Source organism: Paenibacillus sp. R14(2021), assembly GCF_019431355.1.
GTDB lineage: Bacteria > Bacillota > Bacilli > Paenibacillales > Paenibacillaceae > Paenibacillus_Z.
Window position 1 is genome coordinate 2,681,037 of record NZ_CP080269.1, and the last position, 21,610, is coordinate 2,702,646.

22 protein-coding genes are annotated in these 21,610 nt (G+C 50.0%); 7 read left to right on the top strand and 15 right to left on the bottom strand.

Annotated elements, in window-relative coordinates; all coding sequences use genetic code 11:
- Positions 1–91: 91 nt before the first annotated feature.
- The 4 genes from KXU80_RS12505 to KXU80_RS12520 all read right to left on the bottom strand — a co-directional run bounded on the left by KXU80_RS12505 (position 92) and on the right by KXU80_RS12520 (position 4,463).
- Entirely contained in the window at positions 92–1,303 is a 1,212-nt protein-coding gene (locus KXU80_RS12505; RefSeq protein WP_219838519.1) for an S-layer homology domain-containing protein, read from the bottom strand.
- 324 nt (positions 1,304–1,627) lie between these two features.
- On the bottom strand, positions 1,628–3,094 hold the full coding sequence (locus KXU80_RS12510; protein WP_219838520.1) for a DEAD/DEAH box helicase: 1,467 nt from the start codon (positions 3,092–3,094) through the stop codon (positions 1,628–1,630).
- Between the two features lie 23 nt (positions 3,095–3,117).
- Positions 3,118–3,891, bottom strand: a complete 774-nt coding sequence (locus KXU80_RS12515) for an SDR family NAD(P)-dependent oxidoreductase (RefSeq protein WP_219838522.1) — start codon at positions 3,889–3,891, stop codon at positions 3,118–3,120.
- 110 nt (positions 3,892–4,001) lie between these two features.
- A complete protein-coding gene (locus KXU80_RS12520; RefSeq protein WP_219838523.1) occupies positions 4,002–4,463 on the bottom strand; it encodes a chemotaxis protein CheX in 462 nt (153 codons plus the stop codon).
- A 154-nt stretch (positions 4,464–4,617) separates the two neighbouring features.
- Between KXU80_RS12520 and KXU80_RS12525 the strand changes: the two genes are divergently transcribed.
- Positions 4,618–5,607: a zinc dependent phospholipase C family protein gene (locus tag KXU80_RS12525; protein WP_219838524.1), complete on the top strand. Its 990-nt coding sequence runs from the start codon at positions 4,618–4,620 to the stop codon at positions 5,605–5,607.
- Here KXU80_RS12525 and KXU80_RS12530 read toward each other — a convergent pair.
- On the bottom strand, positions 5,602–6,612 hold the full coding sequence (locus KXU80_RS12530) for an HRDC domain-containing protein (RefSeq protein ID WP_219838525.1): 1,011 nt from the start codon (positions 6,610–6,612) through the stop codon (positions 5,602–5,604). The two genes, KXU80_RS12525 and KXU80_RS12530, sit on opposite strands and share 6 nt — an antisense overlap.
- 274 nt (positions 6,613–6,886) lie before the next feature.
- On the opposite strand from KXU80_RS12530, the gene KXU80_RS12535 reads away from it, so the two are divergent.
- Entirely contained in the window at positions 6,887–7,183 is a 297-nt protein-coding gene (locus KXU80_RS12535) for a DUF3055 domain-containing protein (protein ID WP_219838526.1), read from the top strand.
- Positions 7,184–7,236: 53 nt separating this feature from the next.
- Positions 7,237–7,497, top strand: a complete 261-nt coding sequence (locus tag KXU80_RS12540; RefSeq protein ID WP_219838527.1) for a hypothetical protein — start codon at positions 7,237–7,239, stop codon at positions 7,495–7,497.
- A 74-nt stretch (positions 7,498–7,571) separates the two neighbouring features.
- On the opposite strand, the gene KXU80_RS12545 is transcribed toward KXU80_RS12540, so the two are convergent.
- The 3 genes from KXU80_RS12545 to KXU80_RS12555 all read right to left on the bottom strand — a co-directional run bounded on the left by KXU80_RS12545 (position 7,572) and on the right by KXU80_RS12555 (position 9,674).
- Positions 7,572–8,747: a phosphodiester glycosidase family protein gene (locus KXU80_RS12545; protein ID WP_219838528.1), complete on the bottom strand. Its 1,176-nt coding sequence runs from the start codon at positions 8,745–8,747 to the stop codon at positions 7,572–7,574.
- A 39-nt stretch (positions 8,748–8,786) separates the two neighbouring features.
- A complete protein-coding gene (locus tag KXU80_RS12550; protein WP_219838529.1) occupies positions 8,787–8,969 on the bottom strand; it encodes a hypothetical protein in 183 nt (60 codons plus the stop codon).
- Between the two features lie 159 nt (positions 8,970–9,128).
- Positions 9,129–9,674: an RDD family protein gene (locus KXU80_RS12555; RefSeq protein WP_258171371.1), complete on the bottom strand. Its 546-nt coding sequence runs from the start codon at positions 9,672–9,674 to the stop codon at positions 9,129–9,131.
- Positions 9,675–10,276: 602 nt separating this feature from the next.
- Here KXU80_RS12555 and KXU80_RS12560 point away from each other — a divergent pair.
- From KXU80_RS12560 to KXU80_RS12575, 4 genes are all read left to right on the top strand, one after another.
- Positions 10,277–10,993, top strand: coding sequence for a DsbA family oxidoreductase (locus tag KXU80_RS12560; RefSeq protein WP_219838530.1), 717 nt, complete (start codon positions 10,277–10,279; stop codon positions 10,991–10,993).
- A gap of 34 nt (positions 10,994–11,027) precedes the next feature.
- Complete coding sequence (locus tag KXU80_RS12565; RefSeq protein WP_219838531.1) at positions 11,028–12,440, top strand: MFS transporter; 1,413 nt, start codon at positions 11,028–11,030, stop codon at positions 12,438–12,440.
- A 42-nt stretch (positions 12,441–12,482) separates the two neighbouring features.
- On the top strand, positions 12,483–13,082 hold the full coding sequence (locus KXU80_RS12570; RefSeq protein ID WP_219838532.1) for a nuclear transport factor 2 family protein: 600 nt from the start codon (positions 12,483–12,485) through the stop codon (positions 13,080–13,082).
- Positions 13,083–13,300: 218 nt separating this feature from the next.
- The gene (locus KXU80_RS12575) at positions 13,301–13,909 is read left to right on the top strand and encodes a TetR/AcrR family transcriptional regulator (RefSeq protein WP_219838533.1); all 609 of its coding nucleotides are present in this window, start codon (positions 13,301–13,303) and stop codon (positions 13,907–13,909) included.
- 114 nt (positions 13,910–14,023) lie between these two features.
- On the opposite strand, the gene KXU80_RS12580 is transcribed toward KXU80_RS12575, so the two are convergent.
- The 7 genes from KXU80_RS12580 to KXU80_RS12610 all read right to left on the bottom strand — a co-directional run bounded on the left by KXU80_RS12580 (position 14,024) and on the right by KXU80_RS12610 (position 21,345).
- Positions 14,024–14,692 carry a GerAB/ArcD/ProY family transporter gene (locus tag KXU80_RS12580; protein WP_258171450.1) on the bottom strand — a complete coding sequence of 223 codons (669 nt, stop codon included), beginning with the start codon at positions 14,690–14,692 and terminating at the stop codon, positions 14,024–14,026.
- Positions 14,586–15,113, bottom strand: coding sequence for a GerAB/ArcD/ProY family transporter (locus tag KXU80_RS12585; protein WP_219838535.1), 528 nt, complete (start codon positions 15,111–15,113; stop codon positions 14,586–14,588). The genes KXU80_RS12580 and KXU80_RS12585 overlap by 107 nt, the downstream gene beginning before the upstream one ends.
- 13 nt (positions 15,114–15,126) lie before the next feature.
- A complete protein-coding gene (locus KXU80_RS12590; RefSeq protein ID WP_219838536.1) occupies positions 15,127–16,278 on the bottom strand; it encodes a Ger(x)C family spore germination protein in 1,152 nt (383 codons plus the stop codon).
- Positions 16,275–17,675, bottom strand: a complete 1,401-nt coding sequence (locus KXU80_RS12595; protein WP_219838537.1) for a spore germination protein — start codon at positions 17,673–17,675, stop codon at positions 16,275–16,277. The genes KXU80_RS12590 and KXU80_RS12595 overlap by 4 nt, the downstream gene beginning before the upstream one ends.
- Positions 17,676–17,914: 239 nt before the next feature.
- A complete protein-coding gene (locus KXU80_RS12600; protein ID WP_219838538.1) occupies positions 17,915–18,895 on the bottom strand; it encodes a zinc-dependent alcohol dehydrogenase family protein in 981 nt (326 codons plus the stop codon).
- 176 nt (positions 18,896–19,071) lie between these two features.
- A complete protein-coding gene (locus tag KXU80_RS12605) occupies positions 19,072–20,085 on the bottom strand; it encodes an LLM class flavin-dependent oxidoreductase (RefSeq protein WP_219838539.1) in 1,014 nt (337 codons plus the stop codon).
- A gap of 111 nt (positions 20,086–20,196) precedes the next feature.
- Positions 20,197–21,345, bottom strand: coding sequence for a Gfo/Idh/MocA family protein (locus tag KXU80_RS12610; RefSeq protein ID WP_219838540.1), 1,149 nt, complete (start codon positions 21,343–21,345; stop codon positions 20,197–20,199).
- Positions 21,346–21,610 lie beyond the last annotated feature (265 nt).

Sequence of the window (21,610 nt, forward strand, 5' to 3'; positions counted from 1 at the left end):
GAAGAAATGAAAAACAAGCGGCTGCCCGGGTCATCGCTCATGACCGGGACAGCCGCTTGATTGCTTCTCGCTTTATTGCTTCTATTGAAGACTACGCGATAATTTTGATAGAGTAAACCACATTGTTCAGCACAGTAAGCTCAACGGCTTGACCGCTCGTAAGCAGTGCTGCATTGCCGACGATGGCAGCATCCGGGGATACGTTATACACGAGCGCTTGCGTACTGCCGTTTACGTCTTTCGTAATGGAAACCGTTGCGATCTTGCCTTGGGCATTCAGCGCGAGCGAGTTGAATGTGCCTGTCTGCGTCGTTACGGCCGGCTGATCAACTGCGGATTTCGTTACTTCAATGAATACCACTTTGTTCTGGTACGTGCGGACAAGCACTTCGTCGCCGGCTTTCAGGGACGTAACTGCTGCTTTCACGTTATCACGGAAAATAAAGACATTGGGATCAAGCGCCAGCGCAACTTCGCTGTTGTCTGCCTTCACGACCGTAATCGAGCCGTTCGTCGCCGCTGCTTTCAGCTTGCCGGTAATTGCCGTCGCATCGTGATCCGGAAGTTGCTCGTCCGTACGGCCAAGCAAAGCTGCCAGCTCGGCACGAGTTACAGGCTGATTCGGACGGAACGTGTTGTCTTGGTAGCCGGTGATCAAGCCTTTCTCGATCGCGACTTCGACATAGCCGACGGAGCCGGCCGGAATTTTATCCGCGTCGCGGAATGTAAGCTGCGTGTTTACTTTCGCTTTCGCTTCCGCTTCTAGGCCCATCGCCTTCACGAGCAGCGTTGCCGCGAACAAACGCGTCGCGGGCTTGTCCGCTTGAATCGCATTTTCCGTCTCCGAGAACAAGTCCTTCTCCAGAGCGACTGCTACATAACCGACTGCCCATGGGTATTTGCGCGCCAGCTGATCCGCATCCTTGAAATTCAGCTTCGTGCTCATTTCAGCCTGCGATTCCGCCTGCTCGCGAAGCCCCATCAAGCGCACCGCTGCAACGATGGATTCAATGCGGGTAATTTCCTTCTGCGGCTTGAACGTGCCGTCCTCGTAGCCGTTGAATACGCCCTTGGATGCCAGACGAATGATATATTCCAGCGCCCATTTCAAGTCCTTCTCGTCTTCGAAGTGAAGATTGATGCCGCCTTTGTGATTGTTATTATTTTTAACGTTATGGTTGTCGTTTCCTTTGCCGTTGTGTCCGTGTCCTTTACCGTCAGCAAATGCGCTAGTCGCGCCGCCTGCCAAGGTCAGTAACGCCATAGATGTAATTGCCGCCTTTTTAAACATGGCTTTTTTCATGGTGCTGCCACTCTCCTCGCGAATGCGGTCAATGCCGCTTATTTACTTTCGCTCATACCGTTCGGGAGCAACCCGTTTATTTTAGGGGGTACAGCCGAAAGTTTTGTCAAAGTTCGAAAGAAAACAGCGTCGAATAATGCCTCCTGAAAGGTGCCTGAATGCAGGTTTCATGCATGGTTTATGAATTTAAATCCTACGGATTTGAGCGGCTTCGCCTAAGACCCCTCGCCCAAGATAAACGCCAAAAAAAGCCGCCCCGGCCATCCGAAGATGACGTTTGGGCAGCTCTTGAGCTCGTGCATATTGTCTGCGATCAGCAGCAAGCTATTGCGGCTCTCCGTCGCGTTTGGCTTTCAGCCACTTCGGCGCGCCTTTGTTTTTGCGTTCGCGTTCCAGTTCTTTTTTGGATTTAACTTGCGGTTTAGCCGCCGCTTTGGGCTGCGCACTGCTTCTTGCTCCTGTTCCGTCATCGGAACCGCCCGCTCCCCGCTCCAAGGAACGCTCGCCCGATCGAACAGGTGCCGACGGTTTGCGGACAGCCTGCCCCGTCGATGGTCCGGCGGCCAGTCTGGCTCCTGTACGCTCAGCGCCGCTATCGCTTCTTCCATTGGCGCCGCCGCGGCCGCCTCGTTCATACTCCCGGCTGCCCTGCTCTTCGCCCGGACTCCATAATTTGCCCCGAGCCATCACCTTCTCCTGCAGATCAATGCCGAGCTTCTTGCGGAACTTATCCATGATGAACAGCTGGCTGCGCGTCACAATGGAGACGACGGTACCGGATTTGCCCATGCGTCCCGTCCGGCCGGAACGGTGCACGTAGTGATCCGCATCCAGTGCAGGGTCCAAATGAACGACGAGCGGCAGATCGACAATATCAAGTCCTCTCGCCGCCACGTCTGTAGCCAACAGAATTTGGATCCTTCCGTCACGGAACCGGGCAAGCGTTGCCGCACGGCGCTGCTTGTCCGCATCGCCATACAAGGTTTCCACCGAGAAACCCTCGTAGGCAAGCTTGGCTTCATAGTTGGCGATCTCATCCGTTTCATTGATGAACAATAGCGCCGCTGCCGGCTTTAGCAGCCTGATCAATCTTCGCGCTGTATCCACTTTATCGCGCTTGTCACAGACGATGTAATAGTGGGCCACCTGCTTGCCCGCATTCTGATCAGGACTAACGTTCACCTGCTTCGGCTCCCGCATCCACCTTTCCTCAACATCCGCCATCTCCTGCGGTCTCGTCGCGGAGAAGAAAGCGATCTGCCGGTCGCGTAGCATACCCTTCAGCAAGGTCTCCACCTCGATCGTGGAACCCAAATTAAACACTTGATCCGCTTCGTCGATAATGACAAGACGGATGCCGTGCAGCTTCAGCTTGCCGGACTTCACCAGCTCGTGAATGCGTCCCGGCGTTCCGACTACGATATGCGGATGCTCGCGAAGCTTCTCTACTTGGCGCTGCATCGATGCGCCCCCGATCAGCTGCTGCGTCTTCACGCCGATCGCTTCGCCGTACGTCTCCGCTACGCGGAATATCTGCATCGCGAGCTCCTGCGTCGGCGCCAGCACCATCACCTGCACGCCGCTTCTTGCCACGTCGACCCGCTGCAGAGCAGGAAGCATATAAGCCAGTGTTTTTCCCGTGCCGGTCTGCGACTTGGCCGAAATATCGTGCCCAGCCAGCAGCAGCGGTATCGTCTCCGCCTGCACCGGTGTCGGTGTTTCGATTTTATTAGTTCTAAGCGCTTCGACGAGCTGCGGCCGCAGCTCTAACGATTCCCATGTCAAATTCATCAAACTCCTCTTGTTCTTGCTTGCTATTTGCGATTGAGCCAACGGCCCGCAATTCGGTCCGCCAAACGCGGAAACAATCCATATAGACGGATGCCGATCGAGGCCGACAACGGCAAGTCCACTTCAGGCGTACGCCGCTCGATGACCTTGACGATTGCTGCTGCAACCTGCTCCGGCTTCAACATATAACCGCGCACGCGGCTCGCATAGGTACCTTCAGGATCAGCCGTCTGAAGGAAAGGCGTATCGATCGGTCCCGGATTTACAGCGGATACGGCAATGTTCAATCCCGCTAGTTCCATCCGCAGCGCATTCGTCAATCCCAGCACAGCGTGTTTGGTCGCCGCGTAACCGGATGACTTGGACGTGCTTAATTTGCCCGCCATGGAAGCCACATTGATGATATGGCCGCCGCCCTGCTTCTGCATGATCGGAAGCACAGCCTTCGTACATCGAACGATTCCCATATAGTTCGTATCCATCATGGCTTCAAACCGCTCGAGAGGCGCATCGGCGAAATATTCGAAAACGCCGTACCCTGCATTGTTCAGCAGCACATCGATTCGTCCATATGCCTCTTCGATCTGACGGACAACAGCCTGTATGCTGTCGAAATCAGTCACATCCAGGACATAGCACCCATGCTTGCCTCCGATGGAAGCAGAAGCCTGCTCTAATTTCTCCCGGCTTCGCCCCGTCAAAATCGGTACAGCTCCCTGTACGGCCAATTGTCTGGCTGTTTCTGCACCGATTCCGCTTGCCGAGCCTGTTATCAGTACAATTTTCCCATGCAGCATAAACAATCACCTGCTTCCCAGTTTACTGCAACAGGTACAAATAGGCAAAACCACAGGTCTTTTTGATGCCCCAAACACGAAAAAAAGCTCCCAAGGGAGCTAGAATCATGTTACGATGCAATTAAGACCTGAATGTCCAGCTCTCCGATGCCATCCATAATAAGAGGAATCGTAAGTGCCTTCGTTTCTTTAAACCCGGCTGCCTGCGCGGAATGCACGACTTTCGGCGGAGTAATGTCTACTCGAACCCCTTGATTGAACAGCATCGTGCTTGCATTGCCGCTGATCATATTGCCAAGCTCCGATATCGCGCTTTTGCCCATTTCGTCCATCTCGGAAATCGCATAGCCGCCCATCATCGCAGAAACCATTTTGAGTGCAACCTCCTCACTCAAGCCGAATACGATATCACCGTTCATTTGACCGTTTATGCCAATCTGTATCCATATGTAACTTTCAACGAACTTGATGTCCTTAACGCCAAGCTGTCCTGTCGAAGGTCTAATCTGAATAACTTGCTCGATGACTATTTTAGCGGACTCTAAGAAGGGATTAATATATTCAGCCTTCATCCTGAGGTAGCGCCCCTTTTCGACTCGATTCGATTGCAATTCATCTTTAAATTTGATTATACAGGAATAATTAGGACAAGTATACTATACATCACAATCAATATTTTAAAGATTTGCAGAAAATTGTCGAACGATAGTCCTAAGGAGGATGACTGTGCCGAATATATGGACTCACTTCATCTTCGGGCAGCGATGCCTAGAAGCGCTTGGCGAAGAGACGCTGATCGCAATACCGGCAAGACGCCGCATGTTTAATATGGGCTGTCAAGGCCCGGATTTCCTATTCTATCATCATTTCTTGCCTTGGCAGAAGGATCGGACCATGACCAAGCTCGGCAATGACATGCACGCGCAGCATTGCGGCCCTGTCCTGATGGATTTGCTGGATTCGGTCGATCATCTGCCGGACCGCGATACGGCAAAGGAGAACGCACTTGTCTATGCGCTCGGCTTCCTGCTGCATCATCTATTGGATCGCGTCATGCATCCCTATGTGTTCAGCCGTTCCGGCTTCCGCAAATGGGACCATCAGCGCTTCGAGATCATGATGGATACGTTGATCGTACGCAAGCTTCTTGGAATCGAGACATGGAAAACGGAAGTCTGGCGGGAAATCGATAACGGAGGCGAGCTTCCAGAGGCTATTGTGGATGCGTTCGAGCAAATTACAGCGGTGCACTATCGGGAGCTCGCTCCCCTGATTCCCAGAGAGCATTGGCGCAGCGCGATGCGCGACATGATCAAGGCGCAGCGGCTGTTCCACGATCCGACTGGCTTGAAGCGTCTCTTAACCTTTAGGCAAATCGAGCCGTTCGTGTATAAATGCCAGCTGCCGAAGCTCGATATACTCAATGAAGCCCGCCGCCCCTGGCTTGATCCAACCGATGGACAAACCAGGCACGACGACTGCGTCTGGACGATGTGGGACAAAGCCATGGATGAGAGCATTCCCGTACTGCGAGCCGTACTCGCATGGCTGCGAGCGAATGATTCAGAAGGATGGCAGGAACGCCTGGAAGCGCCGTCTAAGCACCAGCTTCGCGAAGCGGCTGTCCAATTAATAGGCTCCCGTTCCTACGAGACCGGTCAGCCTTGCAGCAACGGCGCTATCATCGCATATGAGGATCCCATCTGGGCGCTATGACACATGACTGCTCTTCGACCTGCGGTAACGAAGCCGTATAAGACGAAGCCGATCATAGAGCAGATCAACCGACTTCCCCCTCCCTTGCGAGACCTCTACGCCGTAGACCTGATGAAGCACGGGCTTCAGATAACGATCACCGATCGTGCCAAGCGCATTCCACACCAGCTGCTGCTCCGATTCCGGCATGCTGGACAGCTCCTTCTCGATCAACGGCTCCAAGTCATAGCCTTCGCTGTCCAAGCGCTCGATTCGTTCCATCAAGTCTCGCCGCGGCAGCTCGATCTGCATCTGCAGCTCTTCGATCGATTTACCTTCCGCAATTGCCCGAAGCAGCTCGCGCTTCTCCTGCTGCCGGCTCATCTGGGCTTTATACTTATTCTCCTTCTGTTTAAACATCCACTTCGTATAGCTCTTCGGATCAAGTATCTCCGCCACCCAATCGAGGGGGAACTGCGTCTCGCGCTGGAAGGCTTGCGTAATTGCCAATACTTCTTCCCCATAGCCAGCCTGCTTCGATTCGCCCCAGCCTGGAATCTGGAGCAGCTCCTCCGGCTTCTGCGGCACGAATGCGCTGATCATCCAGAGCATCCGGTTCGTCGCCACCAGATAGGCCGATTTCTTGATTGCCACAGCCTTCGAACGCCGCCATTCCCTTAGCGCTTCGAACAAATCCGCATCCCCGTTCATCTCGCCATAGCATTGTATCATTGAGTAGAGCGTGCCCGACCCTTCCGAGCTCCTGCGATCCTCCAGCATGCCGTCAATGAGCGGCGAGAAGCCTTCGCCCATCTGCACGGAAACACCGTGGCGGAAAGCCGTCATCATCTCTTCCCATGAGCCGCCTTCGTACCAGACAAATTGTTCCTCTCCTTGAGCCTGCGCGGAATCCGTCCAGATCACCGACCAAACTCCGTTCTGTTCGCAAATCGACAGCTGTGCTTGTCCAACCGCCCCGTTATCGCTGTCCGTTTTTTCGAATGTGTTTAGAAATACGACCTGCATGCAGCTACACCTCCATTAGAAATTGGTATGGATCAAACCCGAACGCTGCGAGAATGGCGCCAATAGAGCGGCCGGTAAACGCAAAAAAAGCACCCCTTCAGCCATCATTAATGGCAAAAGAGGTGCTTCCTCACGTACATCGATTTGATTGCTCACATCATAGCACAGCGCTTACATGGATGGCAATAGCCAAGTTTCTCGAACCCGTACCGTATTGCCCGCCAGCGGAACGCAATGCTATGCTATGATAGAGCCAATAAAGGAGGATCATGCTATGCTTTTGCCTGATTACGATTTCATGTCCGATACGACCGAACAAACGACGACTCGTTTCGTTACCTTCATAACGCCGAACCTGAAAAGGTTTGATCTTGCGATCATGACGACGAACCGCTTCTACGGGAAGAAGCTGATTACCGATCTCCAGAGCGGCCGCACGGCGATCGTCGGACAAGACGATTTGGACGAAGAAGGGTTCTTGGAATATACGTACAAGCTTACGGAAGAAGAAGGCGCCGATCTTCGCCAGTTTTTAGAACTCGTGGTAGGCACGGTGAATTTTACCGACTAACGTGGGTACACTGAAACGGTAGTCAACCAAAACCGTCTCAGGAGGTAGCTGCCATGTTTAAGAAAGAAGATCGCCAATTGTATACCGATTTGAAGTCGGTGGAATCGCAGCGCAACGACCTTGTTGCGCAAGAGTTTCCCGAAGGGCCTTACGGCTCTGGAATTGTCACTGCATCGCTTGGAAAAAGCACCCCGTGGCGGATCGACATGCGTTCGCCGAACCGGTTCGATTACGAGGACCGCGAGCAGCATGCCGGCATGGACCGGAATTATCCCGGCGAGGACAGTTATCCGGATGCGATAGATGAACCTTGATTGCATGTAAAATAAACCCGTTTGCTTGCGAGGCTGACAGCCATTGCAAGCAAGCGGGTTTTTGTCTTCCAGCCCTAGTATCGCAGCTGCTTGCCGAACAGCAGCGCATTGCTGAGCTCTCTGCCGGGCACAGTAACGGTACGGCCTTCATACAGCATGCCGGAGGAAGCGCCGCCGTCCAGATTCATCGCCTGCTGCGCGCCTAATTGCACCATAATGTCCGCCCATTGCTTCATCGTCGCGCCGGGCACGGTCGCAAGCAGAATCGACCCGTCCTTACGAATGGCAATGCCGCTTCGGGCTCCGTCGCCGGTCAGAATCTTCGGATCCCGGAAGCCTTCAGCAGCCGGATGAAGCGTGACTTTGCCGTTCGTGACAAGCCTTGGCCCAGCGCCTACAGCCGTGTGAACATCGCTCCAGTCGACAGCGTCTCCGTCCATATTCGTCGTTCGCAGCGAATATGCAATCCGAGCGCCGACTTCAAATCGCTTGGCTTGACCAGCCTCCCCGCCTTCATAAACAAGCACGCAGCCATCTGCCGGAATAGAAGTATTCACGCCGTGGTGAATGGCCGTCACGATCCCCTTCCGAACGACGATGGCGTTCTCGGCCGAGAAGCCGATCGCTTTGCCCCGCTGCGGCGTGAAGAGCGTCGCGGTCGTTCGGCCGGAAGGAAGCCTGTTCATAACGTATGCGTACCACGAGTTCGAGCGGCCATCCGAAGTCAAAGCCGTGCCGCTAATCCTAAGACGCAGCGAATCCATGACGGCGCTGCCGTCCCATTTGAAACCGATCGAAGTACCGGTATTGCCGATATGCTGCGGAAGTCCGCTGCTGATCAGGTTGTCGTAAGGGTCCGGCACGCCGCTGTACGAATCAAAAAAAGCTCCGTTAATGGCCATATCGGCATGATAAGCTGCGTCCAAGGCACTCAGCGGCTGCGTTGTGCCTACCTTGCGGTTCGCATAGCCTGTCGTTACAGGCATTCCCTTCGGTATGGCCACCGTCCGTACCGTAAAGCTTCCTCCGCCTGCTTTCACGGTGCGCACCTCAAGCTTCGGCGTAAAGACAAGCTGCGCCCTTTTCGTGCCGGTCACGCTGACCGGGAGCTTGAACGAGCCGACATATCCGGGTGAGGCTTGCGAAACGGTGATCGTCAGTGTCGTTTGGCCCGTCGACACAGGAATCAGCACGCCTGCTTCGTTCACCTTCGCGATAACCGGATTTCCCGTGGTATAGATCAGCTGCACGCGCGCGGACAGCTGGAGCTTCGCCGCGACAGGCAGCTGCTATCCGAGCGGCAGGTCGATGACAGCTGCCGGATAAGACAGCTTAACCTGCACCGGCTGCACTGCTCCAATGCTTGCAGCGTAAGGAGCGGCGGGCTGTGACGCCCATGCGGCTGGCGAAACCGTGAGCATTGCCGTCAATGCGGTACCCGCGGCAATCGTTCGCAATCTTCGTTTCATCATGATGTTCAATCTCCTCTGTTCATCATTCCGTTGTTCCTCTCTCCTATTTCGGTAGATAGAAGGCTATTGTGAAGCAGAACGACAAGAAGCTCCAAGACCGGTAAACGCGGTCACAGAGCTTCTTCATGACATGTCCGGCCCAGCTTCTCCGCCGGAGGTCTATGCAGCTTTATCCTTGGAAATGACAACGGTCCGCGCAATAAAGTCGTATACGGTTTGTTTATTTGTGTTCAATAAGGGACTTATCAAGTAAATGAGGGCAAGCCCGTAAACAGCAGCAAATAACGAATAAAGTAAATAATCCCCGTACGCAGTCGGGATAACAATATGCCAAATCGTAAAATGCGCCAACTCCCAAGGAAGGAATTTCAGAGCCGAGCGAAAAAAAGAGATTCCCAATCCGATCGACTGGCCATGCACGCCCGCCACTACGATTCCCATTTTCCGCTTTCCCCATGTCGCGTGCGATTTGCTACCTTCGCTTATTGCAAAGTAGAGATAAACGGGCAGCGTAATCAATAGAAACCCCGTGATCTCCCCCGACCAAGGACTTGTCGTAAACAACGGAACCAGCAGAGGTTTTGCAAGAAAAGAGACGCCGAATAACAGCAGGAGATAACCCGAAATGATAACGTAGTCCCATACGAACGACATCATTCGAATTCGAATAGATGCACGTTTACCTTCTTCATGCCCTCGTTCCACTCTACCCCTCCTGACCCAAGCGGATATTTCGTTGTACGGGCTCCGGATTTTTTCTACGCCTTATCTTTGTACTGGTTCACATTGTTACACCGGGTTCCATAGCCATGCACTTGCCGCAAGCCCACTACAATTGTAACATTCTGCCATAATAAGCACATCTGTAATTCTTCAAAAATGCCTATCCAATTGGATAGGCACATTGTTTTAAAATCTAAGTCACATTCTGAACCAATTTAGATCCACAAGGCAGTCGCCATGAATGTCATCACACGCTTCTAAAATGATATGTCTGCGTTCTTGCCCATCTTTGCGAAAGATTTCCAACTATTCGTGAGCATTATCCAGTTGACAACCGGAACGTAGTCCGGTTATAGTTTTTAACAAGCGGAACACAGTCCACTTATGTGCTCGGATGACTCTTTTTAGAACATATCTTATCCATCTTCTATAGGCAGGTAAGTTCGAGGACCGCGATCGCCAATTATAGATTAGGGCGTGAATACAAAATGTAAACTTAAGCAAGGCCTAAAAGGTAACGGTTATGAAGAGGAGGAGCATGTTTCTCCTTATCCAGCATGCATCCAGAAAGCAGGGGGAACCATATGAAGGTAGAGATTTGGACAGATATCGTGTGTCCATATTGTTATATCGGAAAGCGAAAGTTTGAAGAAGGGTTAAAGAAGTTCGAGCATCGCGATTCGGTGGAGATCGTATACCGCAGCTTTGAACTTGATCCTCACATGGAAATTAACGTAAATGACGATATTTATGGGCTATCCGCCAAAAAATTCGGATCGACGAGAGCACATATGAAAACCGTACATGACGATATCACAAAGCGTGCAGAACAAGACGGCCTGACATTTAATTATGATACTGCGATACACACGAATACGTTTAACGCGCACCGTCTACTGCATTATTCGGCGCAATTCGGTAAAACGAAAGAGTTGTTGGAACGGCTGTACAAAGCCTATTTTACCGATTCCTTGCATATTGGGGACTTGAATACGCTTGTGGCGATTGCCTTAGAAGCCGGACTGGACGCCGCGGAGACGGCCGCGATGCTGGAAAGTGAGCAATACGCCGCCGAAGTAAGGGCGGATGAGCTTAAAGCGCAAAAATTAGGTATTCGAGGCGTTCCTTATTTCGTAATCAACGGAAAATACGCCACCTCCGGCGCACAGACGAAGGAAGTATTTACCGAGGTGTTAGAGCAGGCTTGGGCGGAAGAGCATCCCGTCGTTCAATTTCGTTCCGCAGTCGAGGATACGGAAGCGCCGGCTTGCTTGGATGGTTCATGCTCATTGGAGCGCTAAGACTTAAGAATATTAAAAGAGAGGGGTTACTTACATGAGCGATCGGATTTCTAAAGCGAATATGTTGTTATTGATTTTAGTTTGTTTCGCACAATTTCTGGAAGTCATGAATTCTTCCACGGTAACCGTAGCGATACCGTCGATCCAAACGGCGCTTCATATGAATGCGAATAATCTACAGTGGATCGTCACGTCTTATGTCCTCACCTTCGCTTGTTTTTTGCTCATCGGCGGACGCGCAAGCGACTTGATCGGGAGGAAACGCGTGTTAACGCTTGGTTTAGCGATCTTCGCAGCCGCTTCGCTTGCCGGCGGATTCGCGATGAATCCGGTTTGGCTTATCGCGAGCAGGGCGATACAAGGAATCGGCGCGGCGCTATCCATTCCCGCGGCAATGTCGTTGATTAGTACGTCGATTCCCGAAGGCGCGCAACGGAATAAAGCTTTTGCCATCTTCGGCGCTTTAGGCTCTGGCGGTTTCGCAGCGGGATCGATCGTCGGCGGGCTGCTGACGGACTCGGTCGGCTGGCGGTCATTGTTTTTCTTGAACGTTCCGCTCGGGATTGCGATCATAATCGGGTTAGTTTTTGTTAAAGAAAGACCGATGGAGCAGAAGAACAAACAATCCGTCGATTTGCCAGGCGCGATTGCCGTGCTGTTAGGCATATTCGTTCTTGTGTACAGGTTGTCCATGCCCGATGTAGACGGCAGCTGGTCGACCGCGAAAATCGGAACCTTAATCATCGGAGCGCTTATTCTGGTCGGATTCGTCATGATCGAGAAATACGCCAAAAACCCGCTCATGCCGCTCCGATTGTTTCGTATCGGTTCGCTCGTATCATCGAATATTATCGGATTTTTGATGTATTCCTTCATGACCGCATTTATTTATTTCTCGACCTTGTATTTTCATGCGCTTGGCTATTCTTCATTAGTAACAGGCATAGCTTTTCTACCGCTCGGCTTATCGTCCGTTCTAGCCACCCAAATCACGCCTTACTTTATGCGCATATTCGGAGCCAAAACGTTGTTGATCGTTTCGCAGCTCGTTAATGCGCTCGGTTTATTCTGGTTAAGCACGATGTCCATGGATAGCGTGTATGCCGCGTTTATTTTACCGATTTTCATTCTGCTCGGTCTGTCGACGGCAGCCGGATTTACGGCCATCATCGTGGGTTCCGTGCGTGATGTGCGACCGGAAGAGCATGGCGTCGCCGGCGGCATCGTAAATACGTTCCTGCAGCTAGGAGGCAGTCTCGGATTGTCCATCCTGGCTACGGTCGCAAGCTCAATAACCGCTTCGGCAACCGATCCATCGTCCAACGAAGCCATGCTGTCGGGATTTCAAACTGCATTAGTCGTTGGCGGCAGCTTCGCGTTGGTTGCGTTGCTCCTGGCCTTGATCAGTTTAAGAAAGAAAAAAGAAGCATTGGTGCAGCACACTTAAATTAATTTACCATAAACAAACAAAAACAAAGGACGTGACGATGTGTTGAAGAGCAAAAAGCTTCAAATAAGCTTGATTTTGGGGTTCGTTATTCTAACTATTATTATTTCGGGATGCACGGATCAAAATAATCAGGCAGAGCAATCATCCCTGGACCAGCATGCTGCTCAAATTACCAAACTTGAACAAAAATATAAAAAATTGGAAAACGTTGAAGAGATCAAAAAATTGAAAGCCCGTTATTTCCGTTTTATCGACGAGAAAAAATGGTCGGATTTTGCACAGCTATTTACGCCTGATGCTCGTATTGAAATCGATGGAAATGTATTTACTGGCGGGGAAGCATTCGCCAAAGGGGCGGGGGCTGTCATCGGTGCGGCGCCTACGGTTCATCACGGACATATGCCCGAGATTGATATAATCGATAAGGAGAACGCGAAGGGCATTTGGGCAATGGAGGATATGTTGACGTTTCCTGCCGCCAAAGACGCTCCACCAGGGCATGACGGGTATGGTTCATATAGTGAAACCTATAAGCGCGTGGATGGCGTCTGGAAAATTAGCAGCGTGGTTCTAACCCGATTCCGTATGGATCCTCTCGCAAACTGGAATCCTAATACGAATCCTGTAACCGGCAAGTAATACCGTTTGACAACTAATGAATGAAAAAGTTACCCCTTTGGACGCTCGATAGCGCTCCAAAGGGGTAACTTGCATTAGCGGAAACCATAGTATTGACCGCAGACGACTAAACAGGTACCATGTAGTCAACCATAAGTGGAACGCGATTCGCTTATCTGTAATCACCACAACCTTCCGTTTATCGATGGGATTCATATATTTCCCGAGGGGATGATGACATGACGCAAGAACGTACACTACGAAAAGATGCAGAACAACGAAGACAAATCATTTTAGAGAAGGCAGCTGCACTATTTGCTGAGTATGGCGTGGAGCATGTAAGTATGCGTCAGATCGCCAGAGAAGCTGGTGTCGGACAGGGAACCTTATATCGCAGTTATACAAATAAGGGTGAGCTTTGTTGGGATCTTATTGGAGAAAGTTGCATAAGGAACCATGAGAAAATGAATAATTATTTGTCAAAAAACACTCAAATCCCGCTGCGTGAGCAATTGGAAACCGTACTCACCTATCATTTGGATTCCTTGGAGACGCACTCCTCGATTCTAGCCGTGATACAAACGGACATAGCAAGCGGTGAGCAACAGAGCTCCCCTATCTACTCTGAGCATTATGAAGCTATTCATTCTGTTATTCTGAAAGTACTGGAAGCAGTCGCTGCAACAAACCAGGGGGTTGTACTGGACCCGATTTTCATGGCTGATGCTCTGATGGCTACAATGCAGCCATCTGTATATATATTCCTTAAAGAACACCGAAAATATTCACCAACCGACATTCGACAACGGATACTCAATGTTTATGTTGATCCCTTGTTTCCCCGCTAACTTATCGTAGCAAGAGCAAATCAAGTATTGAAATTCACGATAAATAGGACTGCTGTTTAGCGGCCCCTTTTTTTCGTATGTGTTTTTGAACCATTATCGCCATTCATTTAATCATTATGGCATGGTTAGCTTACCTCTCCGCTTTTTAAACATACCGACTAAAAGCAACAGAAGTGGAATTCCGACAATAAAGATCGGCAGCACAATTTTTTTCCAAAATATCGGGAAAGCCACTTGCGATTCCACCAAGTTTTCTGGGTACATAGCTATTAGAAAAAAAATGATCGCAGACACTCCAGTCATTCGTTTCCACTTGGAGATTCTAAAGAGTTTGGCCGTCCCATAGCTGGTAACGAACAAATAGAGGGACAATTTAATAAAAATACTGAAAATCACAACGATGACCGCCAGTACGTCGATATTTTGAATAAATTCCATGACCGATACGTATTGTATGACTGAATACATCGGATAAATAAAATCTCCTGGTAAGACAGGACCGATGACCATGCAAATGCTGAGCGTCATCACCACAAGCAGCATGCCGGCTAAAGCAACTCCTCCAGTCGCAGCAGCGATAACCTTTTGTCTTGGAGAGACGATTCCAATCAACATTACAACCACCACCGATTCCCCTAAAAACGAAAACACGCCAAGGCTTCCTTTCGTCAACGCGCTAAGACCTTGCATAGGTAGGAGTGGAAACAGCAGTAATGGGTGGAAGTCTTTTGCCAAAAAAGCGGTAATTAACATGATGGTTCCAACTATAAATGGACCGATAATCTCGCTGCAACGCCCTAATGTTTGTATGCCACCCGGCAAAGAGCATCACTGCAATCATCATGACCATTACGACCCACACAGGAGTTTTCGAAAACAATGCCATATGCACGAAATCCGAATACTCCCGAAGAATGATGCCCCCTACGGAATACCATACCGCAAGATACAGAATCAAAAGCAGATTGCCAAACCATTTCCCGATAATAACAGGAGCAAACTCTGCGAAGGTTTGGCCGGGGAACAATATACATAGTTTGAGTGAAATATAGGTTACGACCAGGCTTGATAAAACAGCCAGGATAACTGACATCCAAGCGGCTTGTCCACTTTCCTTAAAGGTATCGCTGATCGTCAACAACGCAGTCATGCCGATCTCCATCGTCGTAAGGAGCCAAAACAATTGACTCGTCGAAAGTTTCATGTGAGCCCAACTTTCATTTTACATGTACCGGCGAACCTTGCAGTCCGATTCGTTTGATCTCCAGTCTTGGACGGACTATGATTTCGGATTCCACGAATTTTGCATCCCACTTTTCTTTGTTCTGCTTCCAATAAGTCGGATGTTGCCGATAAACCACCTCACCAATGCCGAGCACGTCCGCCTTTAAGTTTTTCTGCACCTTATGGATAAGCTGTATCATTTCCTTATTCATTTCCTGATTGAAAGATCGCTGCAATTTCAAAAGATTCGATTGTTCTGAAAAATCAAGGGAAGAGTCGTTTTCTTTCACAGTGATCTGCCCTTTGATGAAAATCTCTGCCTTAACGGCTCCTGACTTCAACAGCGTGGTTCGGATTTTGCTTTTCGGTTGAGAAACGAACCCGGTCACCAGATCTGGTATTTCGGTTGTAAGCACGGCATTATTGATTAATCCGATGATCCATCCCCTGTTGTGCGCTTCATCGTAGTCCAAATACCCCAGTAGTTTATGGTCATGATTGAATACGGCGCGTCCATAAAACGTCATCGTCCGAGTGCCGAGACCCGGTTTGGAAATCATCTTCACGACCGGTAGTGTTGGAAAACTGCCTGCTCCTCTTGAAGCCATCAAATACTCGACCAAGGAGGTTCCGACTTCTCCTCCCGCAGCCTGATGGATCTTGATTGGTGCCATCGCTGGCAGTTTCTCTAATGGATACTTTACCTTCATTAATTCGAGCGCAGTGCCGTCTTTAACAACCCATAAATCAGTCCGAATCCGACTATTTGGATCGCGTGTATAGGAGTCCAAAATTTCGGAAATCCCAGTGCGGGCAAGCTTCTCTCCGATGAAAAGATTGCCCCTGTGCGCACGGGTCATGGATCGAGACAAATAGCGCTGCATCTTATCAATTGCGTCGTAAATGTTTCTGCCTCGGCTCGTCTCTAGAAAATAAGTCGATTTCGATGACTCCTGTCCTTCTCCGGTTTTAGCGGGAATGAACATCTGTGCGCTAATGAGATAGTGGTTACTTTTACTACTGTCCAAATCGATGCCGCCTGCCAAATCAAAAAGTTGGTCGTTCAGTTCTTTTCGGTCCCAGCAGCCGCACAACATGGAGACTAACATTAGCAGCATAAAGAATGTTATTCCTTTACACCTCATCGCCTGTCTTCCTCCTGGACGCTTGCATATCTACTGCTAAACCGTTTATTTTTGGACCTTGGTGGTCTAACGAACACATCGTTCAATCCCTGAGGCCGCAAAGGCGAAACTGGAGACAGATACGGTACGCCGAACGATTCCAGACGGGCCAAGTGTACAAGTAAACCGATCGTGCCCATCGCAACCCCATACAATCCAAACATTCCCGAAAGCAGGAGCATCGGAAACCTTAAAATGCGAAAAGCAATGCTCATGTTGTAACGAGGGATAGCGAACGAAGCGATTCCGGTCACGGAAACGACAATTACCATTGGAGCGGATACGATTCCAGCTTGAACGGCGGCTTGGCCGATCACGAGGGCGCCAACGATGCTGACGGCAGAACCAGTCGCCTTGGGCAAGCGAATACCTGCTTCTCGCAGACCCTCGAACATAAATTCCATTAACAACGCTTCAATCACGCTAGGGAAAGGTACTCCCTCCCGAGCTGAGGTGAGACTGAATAAAAAATTCGTTGGCATCAACTGGGAATGAAATGTCGTGATAGCCACAAACAACGAGGGAAGATAAAGCGATATAGCGAATAGGATCAACCTTGTCCATCTCATAAGGGAAGCGAAGATGAATCTTTCATAGTAGTCTTCCGCTGATTGAAAGGTCGCCCAAAACGTCATTGGAACAATCAGCGCATTAGGCGTACCGTCGGTTAGCAGGACGACCTTGCCCTCGAGCAAATTTGCTGCAACAATATCCGGGCGCTCCGTCATTTGAATTTGGGGAAACGGCGTAAACGACACGTCTTCGATCAATTCTTCGATGTAACCCGATTCCAGAATAGCATCTGTATGAATGCGGCCAATCCGTTCCTTGACTTGGCTCAAGACTTTCCCTTCAACAATACCCTCTAAATAAACGATAATGAGTCTTGTTTTTGATATCGAGCCGACTGTGATCGATTCCAGCTTGAGTCTCGTCGATTGTATTCTTTTGCGAATAAGGATCACATTGACTTCGATTTGTTCCGTAAAACTGTCTCGAGGACCGCGAATCGTTTGTTCGAACGCCGGTTCCTGAATACTTCGTCCATTCTTTGCCTTCAAGTCCAGAAAAATGCAGTCAGAACGACCTTCAACAAATAAGGCTGTTTGTCCCTGAAGCAATCGCTCGACCGCTTCCTGCATGGACTGCGTTACATCGCTTGAGGCAACAGATGATAAATGAATATCCGTAAACAGACCCTTCCATTGCTCAGGGGTGTCAGGTCGGAACAGTTCATTATTTATCTTGTCCGTGTCAGCTAGACCGGCAATATAAACAAGTAATGCAGCTTGACCATCGGATGGATGAAATGGCCGGAATGTTATATCGAAACAGGCATTGAACAATTGCCTCAGCATTCGTTCGTTCTCCGCTAACATCTGACTTATTGTCTGATCCTTAGAAATGAACACATCCAACATGACACACCTCGCTCACCTCACCTGCAACAATAGCTTCTCACCAATTTTTCAAATCTATACGTACGATCCCTGTAATTGGTATGCGATAAGAACAAACAAAAATAGAGTGCTGCCCGTAGCGTTCAAACGCCTCGGACAGCACTCTTTGATTGATCATGTAATTTACCGTTTTACGGTTAATCGATACTCACTACGATTTTCCCGCCTTGCTTATCACCCATAGCGCGATAAGCATCCTCGATTTGATCAAAGGTAAACAACCGATCGTTCAAAATCGGTTTTAACCTGCCTTGGTCATAACATGCCGCGATTTCGCGGAGAATCTCGCCATGATGCGCGCGCCCATTGCCGGTAAGCAAGGGCATAAGTGTAAATACCCCCGAATAAGTTCCCGCACGGAAAGAAAGAGGCGCGAGACTATGCGTTCCCCAGCCAAGTATACTGACCACGTGGCCCGTATACTTCTTAACGGCATGGAAAGAATTATCCAACGTTATGCCGCCAACGGTATCCAGCACGACATCGAAGCCTTCTCCGCCAGTGTGCGCTTGTACATAGTCTTCTACCGATGCGACCGTGTAATCGATCGGCGTCGCACCTAGATTCTTGATGACGGTTTGACTCACTTCAGATCCGGTCGCGAACACGTTAGCGCCTCGCATGTTGGCAAGTTGGATACCAATATGACCGACGCCTCCTGCTCCACCGTGAATGAGTACTTTTTGCCCCGACTGTACCTTTGCTTGATCAATGAGGGCTTCCCATGCAGTAATGGCGATCAACGGCAAAGCGGCTGCTTCTCGCATCGACATTTTTAACGGCATTTTAGCCAGTAAGGCTGCGTCCACCGCAGCATATTCCGCCAAAGATCCTTGAATACCGCCGACGCCGCCAGTCATGCCGAAAACGGCATCTCCAGGCTTGAATCCAGAAACACCTTCTCCAACTACTTCGACGATCCCCGCCATATCAAGCCCTAAAATTGCAGGGGTCGTCGTGCGGGTATGTGCGGCTGCGCCATCGCGCGTTTTTAAATCAAGTGGATTCACGCCGCTCGCTTTGATTCTAACAACCACTTCCCCTTTTCGTGCAACAGGCCGTGGTATTTCCCTGATGATAAATGGTTCTTTGAATTGCTCCAAAATCGCGGCTTTCATTGTAGATATCGACATGATTGATCTCCCTTCGCACATTTGAGTTATTTTGATATTGAGATGAAATTATTATACAAATATAACTATCGCTAAAATTCGCGAAGCACGATTCGAAACCACGTGCATCTCGTTCCAGCGGTACTATCGCGTTTGCTCGCCCTGTATCGCGTCGAACCAAATTAGTCCAGCAGTTCAGCGATGATTTCATAATTACGAAGCCGGTCTTGATGATCGTAGATTTGTGTCGTAATAATGATCTCATCGGCAGAAGTATCCTGCAGCAGTTTCTGCATGCTCGTTTTCAATTTATCACGATCTCCGATCGTTAGGCTGCGATACATCGAGTTATGCTCGAGCATGAAAATCTCTTCCTCGGATGCGATCTGCCTCATATCTTCAACCGGCGGCATGAGCGGCGTCATTTTTCCGCTGAATACGCCCAAAAACATCTGCTTCTGAGTCGAGGCCAAATAGTGAGCCCGTTCATTCGTCTCCGCGACGGTCACATTCATTCCGACCATGACATAAGGCTTGCTTAAGACATTGGATGGTCGGAATAATTCGCGATATAATTGAACAGCCGGAATCGTGAAATCGGAAGCAAAATGACTTGCAAAAGAAAACGGCAGCCCTAACTCCGCGGCGAGCCGAGCGCTAAAATCGCTTGAGCCTAGCAGCCAAATCGGAATCGAAAGTCCTGTCCCCGGGTATGCGCGCACGCTGGCCGAGGCGTTATCTTGAAAATAACCTCTCAACTCTTGCAGCAATTGCGGGAAGTCCTCGCCTGTACCACGACCTCGGCGAAGCGCAGCCGAGGTGGCCGGATCACTGCCGGGCGCCCGGCCTAAGCCAAGATCGATGCGGCCCGGATACATGGATTCCAAGGTACCGAACTGCTCTGCTATTACTAAGGGCGCATGATTGGGCAGCATAATACCGCCTGAACCCACTCGAATTCGCTTCGTCGCCGCTGCAATATACCCCATCACGACAGAAGTAGCTGAGCTCGCAATGGCTGGAATATTGTGATGCTCGGTGAACCAGATGCGATAATAGCCCCAATTTTCAGCCTTTTGCGCCAAATCGGCACTATTGAGCAGCGTTTCCCTCGCATTGCCGCCGGCAACGATATTGGTCGTATCCAGAATGGATAAAGGCACGCCTTGAAATGATTTGGCGTAGGCAGCTGTCATTTTTCAATCCCCCTCATAGGCTTAGTACGATCTTAGAAGCCGACCAGCCACCCTCAAAATAAAATGGGGGAACCACAAGTTCCCCCACCTCTTATGAACATTTGAATGGCATTAAAGCGGATTCGAGTTATCTACTTTCTGAGTCGTACCTGTCTCATTCGCTTTCGTGATCGCATCTGCCAGGCGGTGACGCTTAACGGCATGCGCGAAATCAGGTGTTACTTGCGTGCCTTCGCGAAGATCTTTGGCGAAGCTTGCATAGACATATCCAACGTTGCCAAGCTTGCTCGGTCCGTCCGGAATGTCTTTAACGATATCGAAATATTTGCTCGGAACTTCCATTTCGGTTAAGTTCGTTTGTTCGCCGACGCCTCCAAACAGTTTCAACGCGGTATTTTGAATATTGCCGTTATTTTCCGCAATGATAACCAGTTGTCCTTTGCTGCCGTTGATTTCCCAACGCATGTCGGCATCTCGCGAAGTCTCGCCGCGGTATACGACGGTAGAAAGAACACCGCTCGTCAGCGTACCCGTAATAGCCAAGTGAGTCGGCGCCGTTACTTTAACCGTCGATTCATCTTCCAAAACTTTCACTTCCGGGAAGCGGATCGCGAACTTCGCCGACACGTTATCGTAATCGCCAAGCACATAATTCAGGCCGTCGATCGCGTGCAAAGTCGGCGATGTTAACAAAGTCGCGCCTTTGGTGACGTCATACGTATAAGCGAATTTCTTCGGTGTAACAGGACCCCAGATCAACGATGTTCCATTCATCGTTGTAGACAGGACCTCTCCGATATAACCTTCTTTGACCAGATCATGCGCATATTGAATTGCCGGCGAAAATCTGGCCTGCGTTCCGACCATCGTCCGAACGCCTGCTGCTTTCGCGCGAGAAGCTAGATCGTACGCTTCTTCTGTAGTCACGCCTAACGGAAATTCGCTGAACACCATTTTACCGGCTTCAATCGCGGCTTTAGCGATATTGTAGTGCGTATCCACATTCGTAGCAATGACGATCAGATCCACATTCGGATCATTAATCATATCCTGATAGTTATCGTAACCGACCACACCATACTCCTTGGCCGACGCTTCGGCGGAATCGCGTCTGCTGGTGCTTACGGCGCGCAATTCGTAATCAGGCAAGTTTTGGATAGCAGGTAGATGAGCGAATACCGCCCATCCTGGATTTGTCGCGCTTGCTCCGACAACACCTACACCGATTTTTTTGTTGTTTCCTTGGAATTGATTAGACATTGTTCTTCCTCCTTCAATTAATAAAGATATTGGAAACACAACCAACAGACTATGGTCACATACGTCCCTAGCTTATTGACCCGCTATCTGTATAGGGGTAAAATACAATCAACCGGACCGTGATCCGCTTTACATCACCCAATATAACCGGACCACGGTCCAGTTGTCAAGCGGTTTTGAAAGGATATCGAAGCTATAAGAATAAAGGCGAATTGTGCTGGGACCTGATAGGCGGAGAGCTTGAATGCGTCTTTGCCTGCAGCCA

Coding starts and splice junctions, on each gene's coding strand:
- KXU80_RS12520 (WP_219838523.1), bottom strand. CDS start 4,463: ATGAAGGCTGAATATATTAATCCCTTCTTAGAGTCCGCTAAAATAGTC.
- KXU80_RS12510 (WP_219838520.1), bottom strand. CDS start 3,094: ATGAATTTGACATGGGAATCGTTAGAGCTGCGGCCGCAGCTCGTCGAA.
- KXU80_RS12505 (WP_219838519.1), bottom strand. CDS start 1,303: ATGAAAAAAGCCATGTTTAAAAAGGCGGCAATTACATCTATGGCGTTA.
- KXU80_RS12575 (WP_219838533.1), top strand. CDS start 13,301: ATGACGCAAGAACGTACACTACGAAAAGATGCAGAACAACGAAGACAA.
- KXU80_RS12565 (WP_219838531.1), top strand. CDS start 11,028: ATGAGCGATCGGATTTCTAAAGCGAATATGTTGTTATTGATTTTAGTT.
- KXU80_RS12535 (WP_219838526.1), top strand. CDS start 6,887: ATGCTTTTGCCTGATTACGATTTCATGTCCGATACGACCGAACAAACG.
- KXU80_RS12605 (WP_219838539.1), bottom strand. CDS start 20,085: ATGACAGCTGCCTACGCCAAATCATTTCAAGGCGTGCCTTTATCCATT.
- KXU80_RS12540 (WP_219838527.1), top strand. CDS start 7,237: ATGTTTAAGAAAGAAGATCGCCAATTGTATACCGATTTGAAGTCGGTG.
- KXU80_RS12585 (WP_219838535.1), bottom strand. CDS start 15,113: ATGAAACTTTCGACGAGTCAATTGTTTTGGCTCCTTACGACGATGGAG.
- KXU80_RS12530 (WP_219838525.1), bottom strand. CDS start 6,612: ATGCAGGTCGTATTTCTAAACACATTCGAAAAAACGGACAGCGATAAC.
- KXU80_RS12560 (WP_219838530.1), top strand. CDS start 10,277: ATGAAGGTAGAGATTTGGACAGATATCGTGTGTCCATATTGTTATATC.
- KXU80_RS12515 (WP_219838522.1), bottom strand. CDS start 3,891: ATGCTGCATGGGAAAATTGTACTGATAACAGGCTCGGCAAGCGGAATC.
- KXU80_RS12550 (WP_219838529.1), bottom strand. CDS start 8,969: ATGATGAAACGAAGATTGCGAACGATTGCCGCGGGTACCGCATTGACG.
- KXU80_RS12590 (WP_219838536.1), bottom strand. CDS start 16,278: ATGAGGTGTAAAGGAATAACATTCTTTATGCTGCTAATGTTAGTCTCC.
- KXU80_RS12610 (WP_219838540.1), bottom strand. CDS start 21,345: ATGTCTAATCAATTCCAAGGAAACAACAAAAAAATCGGTGTAGGTGTT.
- KXU80_RS12595 (WP_219838537.1), bottom strand. CDS start 17,675: ATGCTGAGGCAATTGTTCAATGCCTGTTTCGATATAACATTCCGGCCA.
- KXU80_RS12600 (WP_219838538.1), bottom strand. CDS start 18,895: ATGAAAGCCGCGATTTTGGAGCAATTCAAAGAACCATTTATCATCAGG.